General features: G+C 38.6%; 19 protein-coding genes and 1 pseudogene. 4 read left to right on the top strand and 16 right to left on the bottom strand.

Annotated elements, in window-relative coordinates; genetic code table 11:
• Nucleotides 1–30 precede the first annotated feature (30 nt).
• The 6 genes from B2400_RS12720 to mobA form a co-directional block, all read right to left on the bottom strand.
• The gene (locus B2400_RS12720) at nt 31–525 is read right to left on the bottom strand and encodes a PepSY-like domain-containing protein (RefSeq protein ID WP_293933896.1); all 495 of its coding nucleotides are present in this window, start codon (nt 523–525) and stop codon (nt 31–33) included.
• Between the two features lie 375 nt (nt 526–900).
• On the bottom strand, nt 901–1695 hold the full coding sequence (locus tag B2400_RS12715) for a cation transporter (protein WP_293933893.1): 795 nt from the start codon (nt 1693–1695) through the stop codon (nt 901–903).
• A 4-nt stretch (nt 1696–1699) separates the two neighbouring features.
• Entirely contained in the window at nt 1700–3871 is a 2172-nt protein-coding gene (locus B2400_RS12710) for a TonB-dependent receptor (protein WP_293933890.1), read from the bottom strand.
• An 81-nt stretch (nt 3872–3952) separates the two neighbouring features.
• A complete protein-coding gene (locus B2400_RS12705) occupies nt 3953–4264 on the bottom strand; it encodes a hypothetical protein (protein ID WP_293933887.1) in 312 nt (103 codons plus the stop codon).
• Between the two features lie 54 nt (nt 4265–4318).
• Entirely contained in the window at nt 4319–5584 is a 1266-nt protein-coding gene (gene mobB, locus B2400_RS12700; RefSeq protein WP_293933884.1) for a conjugal transfer protein MobB, read from the bottom strand.
• Between the two features lie 4 nt (nt 5585–5588).
• Nucleotides 5589–6023 (bottom strand): conjugal transfer protein MobA, encoded by a 435-nt coding sequence (mobA, locus tag B2400_RS12695; protein WP_293933882.1) that lies wholly within the window; start codon nt 6021–6023, stop codon nt 5589–5591.
• A gap of 525 nt (nt 6024–6548) precedes the next feature.
• On the opposite strand from mobA, the gene B2400_RS12690 reads away from it, so the two are divergent.
• Nucleotides 6549–6995: a DUF3408 domain-containing protein gene (locus B2400_RS12690; RefSeq protein ID WP_293933879.1), complete on the top strand. Its 447-nt coding sequence runs from the start codon at nt 6549–6551 to the stop codon at nt 6993–6995.
• 42 nt (nt 6996–7037) lie between these two features.
• Here the strand turns inward: B2400_RS12690 and arsB are convergent, their stop codons facing one another.
• From arsB to B2400_RS12640, 10 genes are all read right to left on the bottom strand, one after another.
• Nucleotides 7038–8075, bottom strand: coding sequence for an ACR3 family arsenite efflux transporter (gene arsB / locus B2400_RS12685; RefSeq protein ID WP_293933876.1), 1038 nt, complete (start codon nt 8073–8075; stop codon nt 7038–7040).
• A gap of 3 nt (nt 8076–8078) precedes the next feature.
• Nucleotides 8079–8693, bottom strand: coding sequence for a protein-tyrosine-phosphatase (locus B2400_RS12680; protein ID WP_293933873.1), 615 nt, complete (start codon nt 8691–8693; stop codon nt 8079–8081).
• 19 nt (nt 8694–8712) lie between these two features.
• Nucleotides 8713–9177, bottom strand: a complete 465-nt coding sequence (locus tag B2400_RS12675; RefSeq protein WP_293933870.1) for a DUF6428 family protein — start codon at nt 9175–9177, stop codon at nt 8713–8715.
• Nucleotides 9178–9250: 73 nt separating this feature from the next.
• Complete coding sequence (locus B2400_RS12670) at nt 9251–9580, bottom strand: ArsR/SmtB family transcription factor (protein ID WP_293933867.1); 330 nt, start codon at nt 9578–9580, stop codon at nt 9251–9253.
• Nucleotides 9581–9637: 57 nt separating this feature from the next.
• Nucleotides 9638–9892 carry a hypothetical protein gene (locus B2400_RS12665; RefSeq protein ID WP_293933864.1) on the bottom strand — a complete coding sequence of 85 codons (255 nt, stop codon included), beginning with the start codon at nt 9890–9892 and terminating at the stop codon, nt 9638–9640.
• Nucleotides 9893–9952: 60 nt separating this feature from the next.
• Nucleotides 9953–10414 carry a cyclophilin-like fold protein gene (locus B2400_RS12660; RefSeq protein ID WP_293933861.1) on the bottom strand — a complete coding sequence of 154 codons (462 nt, stop codon included), beginning with the start codon at nt 10412–10414 and terminating at the stop codon, nt 9953–9955.
• A 5-nt stretch (nt 10415–10419) separates the two neighbouring features.
• Nucleotides 10420–11385 carry an alpha/beta hydrolase gene (locus B2400_RS12655; RefSeq protein ID WP_293933858.1) on the bottom strand — a complete coding sequence of 322 codons (966 nt, stop codon included), beginning with the start codon at nt 11383–11385 and terminating at the stop codon, nt 10420–10422.
• Between the two features lie 108 nt (nt 11386–11493).
• Nucleotides 11494–12054 carry a sugar O-acetyltransferase gene (locus tag B2400_RS12650; RefSeq protein ID WP_293933855.1) on the bottom strand — a complete coding sequence of 187 codons (561 nt, stop codon included), beginning with the start codon at nt 12052–12054 and terminating at the stop codon, nt 11494–11496.
• A gap of 106 nt (nt 12055–12160) precedes the next feature.
• Complete coding sequence (locus B2400_RS12645; protein ID WP_293933853.1) at nt 12161–12682, bottom strand: GNAT family N-acetyltransferase; 522 nt, start codon at nt 12680–12682, stop codon at nt 12161–12163.
• A gap of 2 nt (nt 12683–12684) precedes the next feature.
• Entirely contained in the window at nt 12685–13515 is an 831-nt protein-coding gene (locus B2400_RS12640; RefSeq protein WP_293933850.1) for a helix-turn-helix domain-containing protein, read from the bottom strand.
• 565 nt (nt 13516–14080) lie between these two features.
• Between B2400_RS12640 and istA the strand changes: the two genes are divergently transcribed.
• The 3 genes and pseudogenes from istA to B2400_RS17930 all read left to right on the top strand — a co-directional run.
• Nucleotides 14081–15634, top strand: coding sequence for an IS21 family transposase (istA, locus tag B2400_RS12635; RefSeq protein WP_260045431.1), 1554 nt, complete (start codon nt 14081–14083; stop codon nt 15632–15634).
• Between the two features lie 18 nt (nt 15635–15652).
• Nucleotides 15653–16381, top strand: coding sequence for an IS21-like element helper ATPase IstB (istB, locus tag B2400_RS12630; RefSeq protein WP_293933847.1), 729 nt, complete (start codon nt 15653–15655; stop codon nt 16379–16381).
• A 53-nt stretch (nt 16382–16434) separates the two neighbouring features.
• Nucleotides 16435–16914 (top strand): annotated as a pseudogene (locus tag B2400_RS17930) (hypothetical protein); the annotation flags it as partial.

Here is a 16914-nt window from a genome sequence, read left to right as displayed (position 1 = left end):
GATAGCCCTTTCTTTTTTAGTGTAGGTATTTTATCGCCCTTGTCGAATAAACTTACCATTTAAATCGTAATATAATTCCGTTTCATTCGCTAATTCCAACTCATAGCCTGTTGGTTCTTTATCAGCTGACTGCACTGCCAATCCGTTAAAATTCGCATTCAGATGGTCTTGTATTGCCTGTGGCAGAACCGCCAATGGTATAGCCTCCATACCTTCGGTGCTGATCTCCGTCCAATTTCCATCCTTATCGAAGTCTATCTCCGTGCCCTCGCTAAGTTTTGCTTCGTGCATAGTCCCATCTTTTGATGGCGACATCTTATCTTCTGTTTTTGTGATTCCGGCCTCAGGAAAATGTGTAGCTATAAAACTCTTTGCACCTTCGGGTAAGCCTGCAGGCGTACTCGACGAAGCCGACGAAGGTAAAGGCTCCGTAGTTGGCATGTTATTCGTGTTTTGCCCTTGTTTATTCTCCTGATTACAGGAGAACAATAAAAATGAAATTCCTAATATCAATAATTTTTTCATTGTCTTTTTATTTTAAAGTTTTCAGGAAAAAGCCCTATTAGTTGAATACAAGACTCTTATGTGGATAATCAAAGATAGTAAGGTAACGATTTGGTAACGGTGCTTATTGCTTTGCTTTTCAACACGTTTCCGTTAGCTCATAGCAAATATACAAAATATTTGTTTCTCAAAAACAAATGAACATTTTATTCCCTGTCTGGATTATTAGGAAAAGAAAAAAGGGCTTTTTAAGCCCTTTTTACATAATACTGAGAGAATAAAACTCTATCTTTCGTCCTTGTTCTTCCGTTTTAATCAAATACTTTCACAACAGCTTTAATACCTGTATTTTCATTACCCTGTCTTTTCTATTAGTTAAAATAGGGAACTTAACAACTACTTCGCCAATTTCAATATCCTATACGCTCCTCTTGCCACAACTACAAATACAATAGCTCCGATAATCAAATCGGGATAGCTCGAGTTTAACCAATTGACCAAAATTCCTGCAACGATAACCCCCGAATTGATTATAACATCGTTTGACGTGAAAATCATCGAAGCCTGCATATGGGCTTCTTTACTCTTGTTCTTTTGCAACAGGTAAAGACAAAGTACGTTTGCTATCAATGCCAAAACGGAAACAACAATCATTGTTTTGAAATCGGGCACCGCTTCTACTCCGATAAAACGTCTGATAACTTCAACAAAACCGATAACGGCTAACAGAATTTGAAAGTAACCTGCAAATTTGGCGATATTGTTTTTTCTTGCAATCGTACCCCCAACAGCAAACAAAGCCAATGCGTAAACGATGCTATCGGCAAGCATATCCAAGCTATCCGCTACCAATCCCATTGAGTTGGAAAAAATACCGAACAACATTTCCAATCCAAAGAAAACGAAATTGATAATCAATACCGTCCATAGTAGTTTCCGTTGGCTATTGCTTGTATCTGTTTCAACAACTGCGTTAGTTTCTTCGGTTGAAATCAACGTTGTATTTAGGTTCAAGGTTTCCAAAGCCGAAAAAATCGGCTCTGGGTTTCCACTATGGTAAACATTTAGTTTTCTATTGGGAATATCAAATTCCAATGACTTTACCGTATCAAAGTTTTGCAGTTTCATACGGATTAATTGCTCCTCACTTGGGCAATCCATTTTTGTTATATTAAATATGGTTTTATTCATCTTCTTAAAGTCTAAATTTTATTCCACCATTAATTACAAATCCGTCTAATGGTGCATAGATGTCTTTAAAAACAGGGTTGGTTATTGTACCTGTATAAATGTTGTCGAAACGTGTCTGCCTTGTATCAAGGAAATTTTCAAAGTTGATGTACAAAGAAAACCGTTCCCAAATTTTTTCAGCCATAAAGCCACACATCACATAGTCTTTTCCTATTGTTCCGTCGTTGAGCTTTTGCGGACTGAAATAATAGGCTTCCAAACCAATCTTCCATTTATCCTCTATTTCATACATCAGTACAGAGTTAATGCGGTGTTTTGGTGTTAGTGGATTTTCGGTATTTGTTCCGTTTTCAAGCAATCGGGTATCGGTAAAGGTGTAGCCCAAAAACAATTTAAAATCATCATAACCGATTTTGATATTTGTTTCTGTTCCTTTGGTATGAATGTAGCCCGATGAATTGATGAACTGATATGTATTTGTAGCTATATTTTGAAGCAACAAAGGGTTATCCAAATAGGTGTAAAAGAATAAATGATTGATGCTGAATGTCCAATCATCGCCAATATTAGTACGGTAATTTATGTCTGCATTTGCTCCGTAGCTCTTTTCTAATTTATTGGTATTATCATCAATAGGCATTACGTTTTGATATTGTATGCATTCGCTTTCTTCGGTAAAAATGGTTGGTGTTTTGTAGCCAAATCCGCCCCCGATACGTGAAGTCAATCCGTTTGCAATCCTAAACAATGCCGATACTCTTGGCAAAAAAACAGCTCCGTAATCTATCACGTAATCCGTTCTTAAACCTGTTTCTAATTGAAGCCAATCCGTAGCCTTAAAAGAATTTTGAACGAAAGCCCCGAATGTTGTTTGGTTGTAATCTCTCAACGGAAATGCGGTAATCTGCTTTTCTTTAAAATTGTCCGTCCAAACATTCACGCCTGTTACCCATTCTGATTTTTCTTTGCTGTGGGTATAACTTGCTTCCGTAAAAGTGGCTGTTTGTGTTCCCTCAAACTCGTAATTGGGAATAGCTGTATTGCGGTTAAAATAACTTACGCTGTTCTTTACCTGTACAAAACTGTTTTCGTTTACCGTATGGTCAAAAACAAATTGGGTGGAATAGCGTTGTGTTTTGTTTTCTTCAAAATATTGGTGTGTGTTATCGCCTTTGCCTTTGATGTAAAGCATATCGCCACCCAAACGGTTTTCAATGGTGGTGTTAATGCCGAAGTTCATTTTTGTTTTATCATTGAAGTAAACAAATAATTTAGGGTTCAGTACATACCTTTCAAATTGGGGAATGGCAGAAAGCCCGATTTGTGCAGGGTCGTAAGCTCCGTTGCGATTATGCGAAGCAAATATTGTTGTTCCGATTTTCTTAAACTTCTGTCCGTAAAAACCGTTGATGTCTAAACCCCTGCCCGATGTTCCGTTTAAATGAAAACGCAAATCCCTTTCTTCCGTTGGTGTCTTGGAAATCAGATTTACCAAACCTGCTATTGCTCCACCACCGTACAGCGTAGATGTTGAACCCTTAATAACTTCAACCTGCTTTAAGTCAAGCGGTGGAATTTGCAACAAACCCAATCCGCTCGAAGCACCCGAATAAATAGGAAAACCATCTTTTAAAATTTGCGTATATCGTCCGTCAAGCCCTTGAATACGAATACTTGCATTGGCACTTGTGGGCGATGTGGTTTGTACGTGAATACCTGTGCTTTCAGCCAAAAGCATACGAATATCCCCTGCTTTCATATTGCCTTTTTCGTCTAACTCCTCACTTCCTATAAACTCAATGCGTGTAGGGATATTTTGGATAGTTCTTGTACTTCTTGTTGATGAAATAACGATTTCTTCCAAATCTTCCGATTGTTCAGAAAGTAGGATTTCAATCGGAGCTGTATCTTCTAACGGAAAATTAAAGCTGTCGGTACGTTGGGCAAAACCGATATAACTAAATTGAATTTCCTGTAAACCGTTTGGAATACCTGTTAATATAACCTCTCCGTTTTCATCTGAAGTTGTTGCGATTGTAGTGCCTGTAACCTGTGCAGTTACGCCCATTAAAGGCTCTTTTTTTTCACTGTCTTTAATTACAGCTTTGAACGTATTTTGTGCATATACACAAAGGTTGAGTGCCATAAAAAATGACACAATGAGTATTTTTTTCATTGAAAATAATGCTTAATATTTAATAAATAATAACGGTGGAAAACACCGTAACAAATCAGTTTGTGCGGAAAGCACCATATATTAAGCCAATTGTGGGGGATGCCAAATAGAATAAGGAAAGTCTGAAACAGACGGTGCAGGTATTGCACCTGCTTTCTTTACAGGTAGTTGTATAGAGTTTATTGTCGAAAAATAAAAAGAGGCTATTACAAATCCTGTACAGGTATTACACTTGGAAAAAGGCGAGCAACACGCCATTCCGCAATCATCATCGTTTTGCTCTTGGCTACTTGTTGTTTGCTGTTCGGTTTCAAGACATTTATCTTCCATAAAGCAAGGTGCGGTCGATAAGACCAACATTAATAATGCTAATATGTATGATAAATACTTCATATTGCAAATGTATTGAAAATATCTTTTAAACCTCTTTTGACAAAGATAATTGTATTACAATCTCCTCCCTTTTTTCTTTTTCTTCTTCATCCGGTTGGCAAACTGTTCTTCTTCGTAATCCACGCCCTGTGCATCGGGTAACAAGCTGAATAATCCCAAATCGTAATTAGCCGAATGTTCCTGTGGGATAAACTCAAAAAGGTCTTTCGTTGGCAATTCGTCCAATGTATTTGTTTTGGAAACAGGGCTGTCCTGTATTTTTAATTCGGGTTTGTTGCCGTTGTTCCACCAATCATTGAATACATTTGCCGACAGGTTTCTGTCTAACTGTGAACCGTTCCAAACACTACGGCTCTCGTGGTCGATAAAAGTTATACCGTAAACCCGTCCGTTGTCGTTTCTACGAACAACGGTATTAATGCCCTGTTCGGTCAATTGTTTTCTAAATTCTATTTCGTTGCTTGTCGTGTGCATAGCCAATTCAACGGTATTCTTTAAAACTGACCTTACAGGGTTGGTTTTCATTTTCTCTTTTGACTGTTCAAAATGCTTTTGCAATTGTGTCACGCCTGCATCTTTTCCGAATAGCGATGCTTTGAAAGGATTGCTTGCCTTGTTTCCGTTTTCCTCCAATGCCACATACACCAATCCGTTTACGGTCTGACCGTTACGTTCGCCTTTTACTTCTTCCGCTGTAATGTTGAATAGGGAAAGCAAAGCATTATAGCTTCCCATAGTCGGAAAGCTGTAATATTTTGGCAAATGACGGACTACCGAAGCGATTTGGCTCTTTATATCGCCACGCTGATAATCAACAGGTTTAAAAACTTTATTGCCCTGTTTCTGCTCCTGCTCAGTTGCTTTGTGCAGGTTGTATTTCTGTTCCAAATCCCGACAGATAGCCATTGAACGCGGGTGGTCGTAATCATCGGGGATTTTCTTGCCGTCAATGCCTACGCAGGTCGAAACGATGTGGATATGTGTGCGGTCAATGTCCGTATGTTTGAAAACAATATAGGGCTGATTGCCGTAGCCCATACGTTCCATATATTCCTGTGCCATTTCCGTAAACTGTTCATCGCTAACCTTGTCTTTCGGGTCTGGGTTCAAAGAAATATGCCGTACTGTCTTCTCCGTTTTGATGTTCGCCGACAAATACGGCTCAAAGCACTTGTTAAAATACGTTACGGAATACCTGCCGTTCATTGTGTCGGGTATTTTGTTCAGCAACAAAACCGCTCCATTTTCCGTTTCCACTTTCTGCTGATTGTACAAAATCGCTCCATACATATTGCTTCCCTTTCCGATTTTTGCAATCATAATTTCACTCTTTATTCAGATATTTCTTTTCAAATTCATCGGTAAGAATTAAAACCTTTAGCAATAGTTCTTTCATTTCTGCTGTCTGTTTTTCCAATTTATAGAGATATGCAGATGCTTTTTTCTCTGAAAAATTGGCGTTCAATAACCTTACAATCTGATTATAATTGGTTGCTATTCCCCGAAACTGACCAAAAAATTTGGTCAATACTGCATGGTATTCTACGGCATTCATATCAATTTTTACGGTCTTTACCGTTTTCTGAAAGATACAGGCTGTAATGAAATGTGCCTTTACGTTCATACCCGATTGGTCAAAGAGGGCAAGAAATTTGGCATTTTCCTCTGCATTCAGGTTAATGGAATACCGATTGACCGCAGGGTCGTTCTTAGGTTTTCTCCCTGTTTTCCTGATTTGTTTACTGTTCTTTTCTTCCATAATAAATCCATTTAATGTTAAACCAAAACTGCGACTTTGGAGCGGTTTTCAGCCCCTGCAAGGGCAAGTGCTGTTGAGGTACGGAAATTTATTTCGAGTACCTCAAAAGATAACTTGCTCTGAACAGGAGTTCAGAAAAATCCGTTTTGCAAACGGATTGGAGTTAGCCGAAAAAACCAACCGCTTCCGTTTACAAAGTTCGGTAAGACTATTTGAAATACAGTAATTTACAAACACGACAATGAACGCCAAATAGTGCCACTGACTGCCACGTTTATGCGGGTTGGGATTGTTTTTATTTCCTTTGTGTGGTTAGTTGGCTGATTGGTTACATTCTTAATGATGTAATTAATCAGCATAAATCCCGACAGCTAATTTGCGTGATTGATTGCAGATGAATTACGGATTTTTCAGCTAATGAAACAGTTAATTAAGGGTATGCAGGTGCATAGGTACAACAGTATATGCAACTGACTATTCAGGTAACTAAACAGCTAATTTGAAACAATATTAAAATTGAATGATATGATACACGAAAACGACAAAAAACAGCAACCCGAAGAACAGGATTTTATGGAAATGATTATCGGTAGCGACAAGAAAAATCCCCAACAGGAACAGCAAGCCGTAACACATCGGGACGACTTTACCGAAGACGAAAAATCCATAGAAACGGAAGATACAAAACCGACTGCAAGTAATACCAAACGAAATACCTCAAAGCCAAAGAAGCTAACGAAAGAGGATTACTGCGGACAGTTCTTTAAAATCCCTACGACAACGGCAAGCAAAGGCAAATCGGTCTATGTACGACAGGAACACCACGAAACATTTAACAGGCTTACCAACATTATGGGCATTGACAAGCTGACGATTTATGCGTATCTGGACAACATTATCGAATATCATTTTCAGGAGTTCGGGGAGTTGATTAAGGAAATCTATAACGAGAAGCACAAGCCGTTGTTTTGATATACTAAAGTAGGGGCAGGTTTTTACAAATACTGTGCAAGTTTAAATTTGCTTGTAGTACCTTTTCCTTAACCATAAACTTGCTCTTACCAACAGTATCAATACAGGAACTTCAACCAATGGTCCGATAACGCCCACAAATGCTTGTGGCGAATGAATACCGAATACCGCTATTGCTACGGCTATTGCCAATTCAAAATTGTTTCCTGTGGCTGTAAATGCGATTGATGCGTTTTTGTCATAGGGAACATTCAGGGATTTGCTTATAAAGAAGCTCACAAAAAACATTAGTACAAAATAGATAATTAGCGGTATTGCTATCTTTATCACATCCATTGGCAACTCCAATATCTTGTCGCCTTTCAAACTGAACATCAGTACAATGGTAAACAATAAAGCATATAATGTAATGGGCGATATTCGGGGTACGAATGTTCTGTTATACCATTCTATGCCTTTTGATTTTACCAATGCGTAACGGCTTATAAAACCTGCGAAAAAAGGAATACCCAAGTATATCAAAACGCTTTCGGTTACATCTTTCATTGATACGCTTACACTGAAATTAGCTAATCCTAATTTGCTCGGCAATACGTTGATGAAAAGCCAAACCAAAAAACTGTAACTCAATATCTGAAAGATACTATTTAACGCTACCAATAATGCCGTATATTCCCTGTTGGCTTTTGCCAAATCGCTCCATACGATAACCATTGCGATACACCTTGCCAATCCTATCAAAATCAACCCTGCCATATAATCGGGTTCGTTCCTTAAAAACAGAACGGCTAACCCGAACATTAGCACTGTACCGATTACCCAATTCAACAATAAGGATATTCCGATTACCTTTTTATCCTTAAATGCTTTGGGCAATAGCGAATAATCAACTTTTGCCAATGGCGGATACATCATCAGTATCAAACCTATTGCCAACGGAATATTGGTCGTACCTATGGACAGGCTGTCTGTTACATTGGAAATATTGGGAAAGAAATAGCCCAAGCCCACACCTAACGCCATTGCAAGGAATATCCATAAGGTTAGGTAACGGTCAAGAAATTTTAGTTTTGGTTGCATCGGTTATTTTTTAATCATTGAAAAAACATAGAACATTTCGGTAGCTATCTGCAAACTTCTTTCTGCATATACCTTTGTCTGTTCTGTTGTACCGTCTGAAATTTTCGGGTCTTCAAATGTGATAGGTATTCTTTTTTCCGCTCCTGCTATAAACGGACAGCCACCGTCTGCCTGTGAACAAGTCATAATGGCTGTGAATGCTGATATAGGATTAAAAGGGCTATCATATTTCTTTGAAAAACCGATAACAGGCAAAGCATTATCGCTGTACTTTATAGCATATACACGGTTGTTGGTGTCTGCAATTTTGAAAATATTAAATCCCTGATTTGTCAATGTTTCTGCGACTTTCGGAAATAGTGCCGTTTCTTCCGTACCGCCCGAATAGCAATGAACATTTGGGATATTAAAATGTGCTGATGCTACCTGTGCCCAAACCTGCGATAAATGGCTTCTGCGTGAATTGTGGGTACAAATGAAATTGAGGTTTATATCCTGCCTGTCGTTTACTTTTTGTTGTATAAAATCTATTAACGGCTGTAATATGTTTTTACGTTCTTCGCTGATGCTGTGAACGTCTATTTTGTTGTTAATGATTTCGATTAGTTTTTGATACATCGTATTTTGTTTTTAGTATTTAACAACATCCCGAATTAGGTGTACAACAAGCGTTATTCAGCTCTGATAATTTTACTTTCTGTTTTTCGACAGGAATACCGCAGGCATCACTTGCCAAGCAAGCGGTTTGTTTGTTCTTTAGTACAAAAGTGTTTCCGTTAAAATCCAAATCGTATTTACCAACTGTTTCGCTTTGGTATTCTACTTCTATTTCGGCATCTTCAATACCTAATTTTTCTTCGGATAGTTTGATGATGTTTAATAGTTTGGTCGGCTTTAATCGGTGTTCAAAGTCGTTAGCATTCCATAATTGGAAATTGACAACTTTTTCATTTCTAATCGTTCCGCCACAATCAATAAAGTGTTTGGTAATTACACCAATTTCCGTAACGTGGAAATGTTCGGGTACAAATGTTCCGTTCTCTAACTGAAATTCAACATTGTCCAATGTTGGTAAGATTTCTTTGATGTTTGATAGTTTCATTGTTTTTAAATTTTAAAATGATTTACTAAATGATATATCGCAATATAACGATGTTAAATACTAAAAAAAACGGTTAACAGCACTTGTTTACCTTTACTTCCTGATTGAAAAACGTATTAAAATCAGTTTGGATTTTTTTCCAAACATTTTCATCAATACAATAGCAAACGGATTTCCCCTCGATTGTTCCCTGAATGATACCTGTGTTCTTCAATTCCTTTAAGTGCTGTGAAATGGTTGCCTGTGCCAAGCCCAATTCCTCGACCAAATCGTTACAGATACAGGCTTTCTGGTGGATGATGTGTTGGAGTATGGCAACCCTTGCAGGGTGTGCCAAAATCTTAAACAGAGAAGCTAATTTATTTTGTTCGTCTGTGAATATTTCCGATTTGGTAAGTCCCATATCTTTGTTTTTATATCGCAATATTACGATAATAAATTTAAACACAAAAGTTTTTTTTTAAAATTGTTTCCAAAAGAAAAAAACAGAAAAAAAAGAAAGCCATTCAATCAAGGCGGACAAGCGGAAAAACCAAAAGGAAACGGAATAAGTCCCGAAGGGTGGCAGGGCAACACAATAACTCGGCGAAGCCACCTTATTTTGCCCTGCCATTATGCCGTAGTCTTTTGGTTGGGCAGTGCGGTGGGTGTCCGCCTTATCTTTGCTACCTTTTTGTTCTTTTTTGGGAATGGTTTTAATTCCTTTTACCCACAAAGCCTTTCAACAACTTGCTGAAAGGCTCTTTTTTATCGCTTATATTTTTGCTTATCGAATTTATTCCACTTCAAAAGTTACGGTTACATTTCCCGAACCCAATGCAGTTGCCAAACCTGTTACATCATCTATTGCACCTAATTTTGTATAGCTGTAAGACGTGGAAAAGGTTTTATAGAATAGCACCAAAGTTTTTGAACCGTACAACATCAAATCGCCATTTTTTATGGTTTGCGGATTGGACGAATTTGTCGGTAAACTGTTGGGCAAATCATAATATTTTTCGTTACCGTTTAGTTCAATCATATTGATTGTTAAAGGCAACATTTCCTTAAATGCCTTTGCTGAATTATTGTCCAAAAGCGTAGCCATAAAGGTTTGTGAATTAACCGTTATTTTGATTTTTCCATTTGGCATAGGAGTAGTATTTTCCGTGTTGTTATCATCGTTTTTGTCGCAAGACGTGGCACTGCTACACAAGACAGAAACCAATAACATCATTACTAAAAATGGTTGTTTCATAATCCTTATTTTAAATGTTCTTTAAAGAACGTATCTAATTTGTCGAATGGAATTACATCAACTTTGTCGTACAAATCAACGTGAACAGCATTAGGAACTATGATTAGTTCTTTAGGTTCGGAAGCCATTTTATAAGCATCTTCACTGAAATAACGTGAGTGTGCATTTTCGCCTGCAATCAACAACATCGGTCTTGGCGAAATCTCTTTAATATAGGTCAAAATCGGCATATTCATAAATGATATTGGAGTGGTAATTGTCCACGCATTTCCCGAATTTATTGAACGTTCGTGGTAACCTCTTGGTGTCATATAATAATCGTGATACTCGATTTGAAACTGTGCTTCTCCACCACTTAATTTATTATACGCAGGTTGATAGGCAGGTGTGCCATTTTCTGCATCTTTCCAACGCTGTTCTCCTAATTCTTCTAAAATTTTGGCACGTTGTTCCAATGTTGTGGCATCGTTATAGCCTTTTGACATTACTCTCGTCATATCATACATACTTGTTGTAGCAACGGCTTTTACACGCTTATCAATGGCAGTAGCGTTTAATGCAAAACCTGCCCAACCGCAAATCCCGATGATACCGATTTTGTTTCTGTCCACATTTTTCTGTATGCCGAGAAAATCTACAGCCGAACTGAAATCTTCCGAACTGATGTCAGGCGAAGCAACATTACGAGGCTCTCCGCCACTTTCGCCTGTGTATGACGGGTCAAAAGCCAATACAACAAATCCACGTTCTGCCATTTGGTTGGCATACAATCCCGAAGATTGCTCTTTTACCGCTCCAAAAGGTCCGCTAATAGCCAACGCAGGCAAAGCCTCGTTGCTATGACTTTTTGGACTGTATAAATCGCCTGTAAGCGTAATGCCGTAACGGTTTTTGAAAGTTACTTTTTGACGGGTAATTTTATCACTTAATTCAAAAGTATAATGTTCTTCCGTTTGTTCTGTACTGTTCATCTTATCTGAATTTTCGTTATTAGTATTTGAGTTTTGATTACAGGATTGCCCTAAAAACATCAGAGCCGTAATTGCTACAATTGATAATCTTTTCATTTTATTTCTGTTTTAAATTGTTTTAATAATTTTTGCAGGAATGCCACCAACAACCGTATTATCGGGAACGTCTTTTGAAACAACCGCACCCGAAGCTACAACAGCATTTTCGCCAATGGTTACGCCTTGCAAAATGGTTGCTCCTGCACCAATCCAAGCGTTCTTTTTGATATGGATAGGTTTAGGGATAAGTGCGTGTCTGTTCTCGGGTTCTAAAGGGTGTCCCTCTGACAACAAGCTGACTTTCGGTGCTATCAATACGTTATCTTCAATGGTAATTCCCCCCAAATCCAAAAAAGTGCAATCGAAATTGATAAATACGTTTTTTCCGATTTTGGTGTGCTTTCCGTAATTGATGTACAAAGGTGTGAAAACGGTAACGCTTTCGTCAATTTCCGAACCTGTGATTTGGCTCAACAAATCCCTGACTTCTGTCGGGTCTGTTACGTTGTTCATCTGAACAAGCAATTTCCTTGTAGCGAATGAAGCCTCTCGCATTTTATAGGCTTGCGGGTCGTTTGGTAAAATGGTTTCGCCCTTTCTCAATCGTTCAAAAATATCTGTTGTCTGCATTATCTTACTTATTTACAATGCAAAGTTAAAAACAAAGCCTTACAACGGTTTTGTTGTAAGGCTCAAATTGCTTTTCTGTAAAGCTCAAAATGGATTATTAAATCTCTTATTTCAATTTTAGTTTCATCATTATATCTGTCTGTTCGTCATTGCCCAATTTAAAAATGTGTTTGTCAAACTCAACAAAACCATTTTTCTTGTAAAAGCTGATTGCTCTTGGGTTTTCTTCCCAAACGCCCAACCACACATAGTCAGCATTTTTCTGTTTGGCAATTTCAATGGCTTTTTCATAAAGCACTTGCCCGACTTTTTTACCGTGAAATTCTTTGAGAACATAAATGCGTTCAATTTCAAGTGCTGTGTCGTCCTGCAATTCTGTTTGTGATTGTCCGAAATTAAGTTTTAGATAACCGACTACGTTATTGTCAAGTGTTGCAAAGTAAAATTCTGCATTTTTATCGCTTAATTCAGTTGTCAATTTTTCTATGGAAAATCCCTCGTTTAAATAATTAATCATATTTTCTTCAGTGTTTTCTGCCGAAAAGGTTTCATAGAAAGTTTGTTTACCAATTTTTTGCAATTGGTCAATGTCGTTTAGTGTTACTTTTCTGATATTCACTATATCCATATTTAATATATTTCGGTCGGTGGTATTCCGTATTGCTTTTTAAATGCCGTAGAAAAGTGAGAAAGATTTTTAAAACCTACTTCCGTACAAACGTCCTGTACTTTCTTGTTTTCTTCTTTCAGCTTTATGTAAGCCATTTCCAAACGTTTTTTTATCAGCCATTTTTGCGGTGTCAGGTTGCTTATTTTTTTGAAATCCCTTTTAAACGTTGCTAAACTTCGCCCTGTAAATGTGGCTATCTGTTCCATTGTGAGGTCGTCCATATAGTTATTGTTCAGAAATTCCAAAAGGTCAATTTTCCACGGTTCGGCAAAGTCGAACAGTATCGGGTATAGCAATTCATTGTTATTCAGTAAGGCATAAATTCCCTCCAATAATTTCAGATGAATAACGCCCTCCGTTGGTTTTACGTTACTGTCAAAATACGGAGTAAGCGACTGAAACAAACTTTGTATTGCTGGTGTAGTTTGCAATTTAAAAACGGTTTTATCGGAAATTTTTATGTCTTTCGGAATTTCTGATTTATTCATTTTGCTGTAAAAATCACGCAAAACATTACGTTGAAAAACCAATGAAATACCTTTGTACAACTCCTTTCCTTTGCTGTTTTTGTACATTGTCAATCGGTGGTCACGTCTGATAAAGGCACATTCTCCTGCTTTTATGATTGTCTTTTTATTTCTGTCCACAATCACTTGTTCGCCCGAATACAGATATAACAAAACGTGTTCGGGTTTTGAGTGAACGCAATGCGTACCGCTTTCAGAAAAACACGAAAGGAATATATCTGAATAGCTTATTGTTTCTAATTTGTCGTCCTGCTTCTCTTTCATTATTTATAGAGTATCAATGTACAAATTTAACATTTTTGTTATTAAACAGCTTTGCTGTAAGGCTCAATTAACATTTCTGACAGGCTCAATATATTGTAGGAAAGCAAAAATCAATATAGTAAAGTAATTGGCATCTGAACGCCAAATGCTACCTCTGACTGCAACATTGGAAAGCCCTGTATAAGTACCTTATATTTTTGAAGTCTAATTTGATTAGGTATGGAAATAACAGTTTTAGACATTCAGATTTTGAAGGCATTGCTGGATATTTCGGATCGATTTGTGCCAGTCATTTAAGTCTGTTAGGGCCAGTTATTACGGTTCAAAATGTGCCATATGACCAGTAATGATTTAGTATATTACGGATCGATTTGTGCCAAGATTAGTTTTTAAGAAAATTTTGGTTTCATATTCTCTCCTTAATTTGTTATTACGGTTCGATTTGTGCCACCGTCCGTCAATCATCATCTATGTCACTACTCTTTAAACAGCAGTGGTTTACGGTTTGATTTGTGCCACTTTCTGAGATCAATAAATTACCTTGTCGCCAAAAAAAATCAGCGACATGGCCAATATACTTGATCCAATGGACTTAAAACAGATCCTTACATTACATATTGATGGTTTGAGCAATCGTAGAATAGCCGTCATTTTGGGCATTTCACGCAATACCGTAAATACCTATATCAAACTGTTCTCTGCCAGTGATTACCCTTTCACGTCTCTTCTGGAGTTGGACAATGCCGCTTTAGCTGAATTATTTTCTTCCTATACTACGATCGATACCGACCGTCACAATGAACTGATGCTGTTTTTCGAGGGTGTAAACAGGGCGCGTAACCATCCCGGCTTTACCTTTCTGTACCACTATCAGCAATATGTCGAACAGAGCAAAGATCCATATAGCTATACCCAGTTTCTGGAGCATTACCGCCGTAAATATCCTATAGAAAAAGGCTCCATGAAGCTCGACCATGTTGCCGGGCAGGAAATGTTCATAGACTTTGCTGGAAAGAAGCTCCAGATCGTCGACCGTGATACTGGCGAAGTAACGAACGTTGAAGTATTTGTCGCTATTCTTCCCTATAGCCAATACACTTATGTTCAGGCATGTATGACACAAAGGCGGGCAGATCTTATATCCTGCTGCAGGAATGCCCTGCAGTTCTTTCAGGGTGTCCCCAGAGCCATCGTATCGGACAACCTGAAATCAGCGGTCAATAGGGCCAGCAAGTACGAAGCTGAGATCAACCGGACCTTCAAGGACTTTGCCCGCCATTACAACTGCGTGATCAATCCCACCCGGAGCTATGCCGCGCAGGACAAGGCCCTGGTGGAAAATGCGGTCCATCTGACCTATCAACGCATCTATTACCCGATACGGCAGATGACATTTTTTTCACTTGATGAGCTGAATGTTCATATCAGACAGCTCTTGAAGCGCTATAATGAACTGTTCTTCAAGCGGAAGGAATCAAGCAGGATCGAACTCTACCAACGGATCGAGAGACAGTATCTCAAAAGTCTTCCTGATGAGCCTTATGAACTCAAGGACTATAAAAGGGCAAAGGTGCAGAAAATGGGCTATGTCTACTTCTCTCCCGACAAGAGCTATTATAGCGTTCCATACCGTTTCATAGGAAAAGAGACCATGATACACTATACAGATACCCGTGTGGAAGTATATTATAATCATCAGCGCATTGCTCTCCATCCCAGGAATCTCTCCAAGGGTAGCTATATTACCAATACGGATCACCTGAGCAGTACGCACAAGTTCTATTCGGACTGGAATCCGGAGTTCTTTAAGAGAAAGGCAGCTACCCATGGAGAATATGTGCTGAAGTGCGTGGAAAGGATCCTCACTTCTCAGGACTATCCGGAAATAGGTTACAAAAGAGCGCTGGGTGTCATTGAACTTTATCGATCATATAGCTCAGAGAGACTGAACAATGCCTGCAGAAGAGCTTGGGAAACTGAGGCTTGCTCATATGGACACATCAAAAACATCTTAAAGAATAATATGGATAAACTGCCCTACGATGAAACTGGGGGAGAAGAGCCAAAGCCCCATATCCCTTACCATGCGAACATCAGGGGCGCATCTGCCTATAAATAGTACTAAAATCATAACATTATGAACAATCAGACAATCGAGAAACTAAAGAACATGCGCCTGGGTGCAATGGCGCGACTGCATCAGCAGAACGTAGAACAGAACAAGCTTGAAGGGATCACCTGTGATGAATATCTGGCAATCCTGACGGATCACCAATGGGAAGAAAGAGAAAACAATAAAACGGAACGACTGATCAAACAGGCCTGCTTTAGACAAACGGCGAGCATAGCGGACATCAATTACCGCAATGAGAGGAACCTGGACAAGAACATGTTCCTCAGGTTGAGCACGTTGGACTTTATATCACACAAAGAGAATATAATTATATGCGGGGCCTCCGGAACTGGTAAAAGCTATATTGCACAGGCACTGGGAAATCAGGCGTGCCTTTATGGAAAGAAAACCTTTTATGGGATAACATCCAGGATCTTCAAGAGGCTAAAGCTGTGTAAAGTGGACGGGACATACCTAAAAGAACTGGATAAACTAAATAAAATGGAATTATTGATACTAGATGACTTTGGCTTGCAAGCCCTTGATGTTCAGGACAGGGAATCGCTAATGGATATAATAGATGACAGACATGGAAAGAGATCGACGATCATATCTTCCCAGATACCTGTGGCAGCATGGTACGAAATTATTGGTGGAGAGGGAACCGTAGCAGACGCCATACTCGATAGAATTGTGAACTCTTCTCATAGGATAAATCTAGAAGGAGACTCTTTACGTAAAGGAAAAATATGATGGATATAAAATAACTTTTTCATATAATTGTACGATCTCAAAAGTGGCACGGTTTGACCCAAATCGATGGCACAATCCCTCCGAAATACCCAATTGCACAGGGAAGTAAAGGAAGTTTCTCTATTGATTGCCGAAATGACCGCACCCTACAAGGGATTGCAACAGGCGACGAAATGGCTCGACCAACAGGAAGCCTGCCAATTGCTCAACATCAGCAAAAGAACTTTGCAGACTTACAGAGCAAAAGGCATTCTTGGGGCAACGCAAATCAATCGGAAGACATATTTCAGATTATCAGATGTGGAATTACTGATGCAGGGAGAGCGACCATTAAAAAAGCAAAAGAAATGAAACAGATTGGAAATTCAAATGAGGATATGCTTGCTCTGCTCGAAGCTGTGGTAGGCATCAAAAATGAACTGCTGTATATCAGTGAATATTTCCACCCACTCTTAAAAGGGGAAATCTACCTATCAGGCGAACAGGTTTGCGAAATGCTACACATCAGCAAACGTGTAACCCTCCCTATTTTC

Source organism: Sphingobacterium sp. UBA6645 (genome assembly GCF_002455685.1).
In the GTDB taxonomy this organism is placed as follows: domain Bacteria; phylum Bacteroidota; class Bacteroidia; order Sphingobacteriales; family Sphingobacteriaceae; genus Sphingobacterium; species Sphingobacterium hotanense.
The sequence above is the reverse complement of the archived record's forward strand: the minus strand, read 5'-3'. Positions and strand labels throughout refer to the sequence as shown.